We start from the raw sequence: 2,615 nt of genomic DNA, 5'->3' as shown, positions 1-2,615 counted from the left end.
CGGCCACACCGCCGCTAGACCGCGGCGGCCACCGCTGCCGCGACCGCTGCCGCGACCGCCGGGCGGGCACCAACGAAACCACAAATTGGGGCTCCTTGCTGCATGGGATGCGTTGAGGGGTGCGGCCGCACTCCTGCTCGTGGCACCGCTTCCCGGGTGGCGTTGACAGACCGGGCATGCAGCCGTCACTACGTCCGCGGGCCGTGGCGACCCCCGGCCTCCGGAGAGGGCATTGAACGACGAGTCGTGGAGTCCGGCCGGCGTCAGTGCAAGGGCCGCCGGTCTTCAGTCTCTGTTGTTCGGTGGCGCCGGGGTTGCCATGCCGTTTGAGGAGGCCGGGTTCCCATGCCTGGGGGCCATCGAACGGATAACCACCGGGCGAGCCGGAGCCACGGTGATCCATGCGGCCGCCACGATTCAGGCAGCCGGCATGATCGCCCAGGACAACCGCCCGGCCATCGGCCGCGCCGCCGACTACCCGGCCATGCGCGTCGGGTGTGCCGTGGATGGGGTCCTACGCAGCGTGAATGACGTGCCAGGCGCCGTTTGTGGTGTGCACCGTTTATGGTGTGCGGGCAGGATTGATTTCGCGCTCCCCCTGGTGTCGGCGGAATGTCCATGGCAGTGTCGACCGCCTTCATCGGCTGGGGCTTGAGCAACGGCATGGTCCGCCATCCCCACGCAACCACGAACGGGGTGGGATGTCCGCGGGGCCCTATGCTGCGCCACCCCTGCGCGGCTTTGGCTATACCCGGTCCGGTTTGCCCGTGAACGCCATGCTGATCGGCATGGTGGGTGTTACCCATCGCGTATTTTGACGATGGCGGCGTCGCCTTTGGTGCCGATGGGTTTGGCATGTTTGGTCGTCATGGTGACGTGGCGGTCTGCATGCTGCCGGGCACATAAGGAGTGGCCGCTGGTGACGTCGTCATGGTGACGGCTGTTTCAGGGCGTGGCAAAGCAGGCCCTGCTCGCTTTTTCAGATGCGCTGCGGTCGGCTCAATAAATGACCTCGTGTGAAGAGCCCGATCAGCGTCCACGGCGGCGTGTGGGCCTCCACGCGTTTCCGGTAGGCCAGGGCGGCGCCGGCCAACACGTTCAGGCTCCAGCCGAGCAGGCTCGGCCACTGCCTGGGGCGGACCAGGATGTCCGGATCGAGGCGGAACACGTGCTGCACCGCCTGCTCGCACAGCCACTGGACGTGGGTTTCCGGCACCCGGCGCAGCCAGCGGCGCACAGTCGAAACAGGCCGGCCCATGTGGGCGGCGATCGTGCGGTACCCGAAACCTGCAGCCTTGGCCGCCAGTGCGGTCCCGATGACCTCCACGGTGTCGGCACGGCGCAGGGACAACGCGGCCGGCAACAGGACCTGGGTGCGGGCACAGGCGGCGCAGCGGGCTCGCCGTGGCTGCACGGTCAGCCGGTCATCGTCCTGGCCCCGCACGGTGCGGGTGCGTGATCTCCCCTGCCAGCAACGCCACCTCGTCGTGTGCGGGGCTGCTCACGATCAGCATCGCATCCGCTCCTGTCCGCCCGACCCCACACCTGTGCCACGACTCTCCCACACCACACCCAGACTAGGGAAGGGGCCACCTCGTGTGGCGCCGGCGCGGCCCCGAAAAGATCAGCCGCCCGGCCACCGGCCAGCCAGGTACCATCACGCTGACGACGGGGATACGCCAATCACTGGCCGCCGGCCGGCGCATCGGATCCGGTCGTCACGCTGACGCCGCCAACGAACCCTGAACCACCACAGCATGGTCGTCACCCACAGCGACCAACACACCGCCAAAGAATGCGACGCGTAACAGGCGGGCGGCTTCGGGGCGTGCCGGCTGGCCTTGAACCGGAACGTCGTGGAAATCGCCGGCTTCGTGCGCGAGTCTTGCGCCAGCGGCGTGCAACATCCGTTTGAGGCCGGCCGTTCCCTGGGCGGCCGCATGCCAATCAACAGTCAATACGAGACGGGCCAGGGAGGGTGTGGGCGGTCACGCCAAGTGCGCACGCCCGGCTCCGGGAATTCGGCAAAGGACACCGGCGGCTGCCCGCTGGCGCCATGCAGGCTGCCCGCTGGCGTCCCGCTGGTGTCCGGGCGCATGGCTCCTGTTGGCCACGAATTTCCCGTAATCGCTGGTGACAGCGCGATGGGGCCCGTTCTGGGCTGGAGTTCCCTGGCGGCCATTGTGGCTACGGGCTGCCGCATGCTCGTTAACGCCAAGGAACCGTCCCTCGCAGCAGTGGGGTACAGGGATTGAAGGCACGGCAGCGTCTTCCTGTCCCGCGTGAGGTAGAGGATGTCTGCCGCGAGAAGGTGTTTTGGGGAGGCCCTTGGCGGCAAGGCGGGATCGGGAGGGCGGTGCCGAATTGGGGAACTGCGCACGCATGGACGGCCAACGAAACGCAGCCGTCCTGGTGGCCGCCTGCCGGGACTGTGTCATGGCCACTGGCCGGGAAGGAATAACTCCCGATGCGTCCCGTGCCCCAGCCCGCCGTGCCCCAGCCCGCCGTGCCCGGGCCATACAAGCCAGGGGGCCAAGGCACATTCCCGGCGGGCGGCAGCGATTGCCGGCTTGGCGGCCGGTGGTGTGTGTCGGCAGGGTGCCCTGTTCCGGGTC

Annotated in this window: 1 protein-coding gene; it reads right to left on the bottom strand. The window is 68.4% G+C overall.

From position 1 onward, the window contains the following. Positions 1–979 precede the first annotated feature (979 nt). Positions 980–1,414 (bottom strand): helix-turn-helix domain-containing protein, encoded by a 435-nt coding sequence (locus tag G6035_RS19365; protein ID WP_218063382.1) that lies wholly within the window; start codon positions 1,412–1,414, stop codon positions 980–982. Positions 1,415–2,615: the final 1,201 nt, after the last annotated feature.

Origin of the sequence: Arthrobacter sp. SDTb3-6 (assembly GCF_013376095.1) — a bacterium.
Taxonomy (GTDB): domain Bacteria; phylum Actinomycetota; class Actinomycetes; order Actinomycetales; family Micrococcaceae; genus Specibacter.
This window is presented reverse-complemented; position numbering and strand designations above follow the sequence as displayed.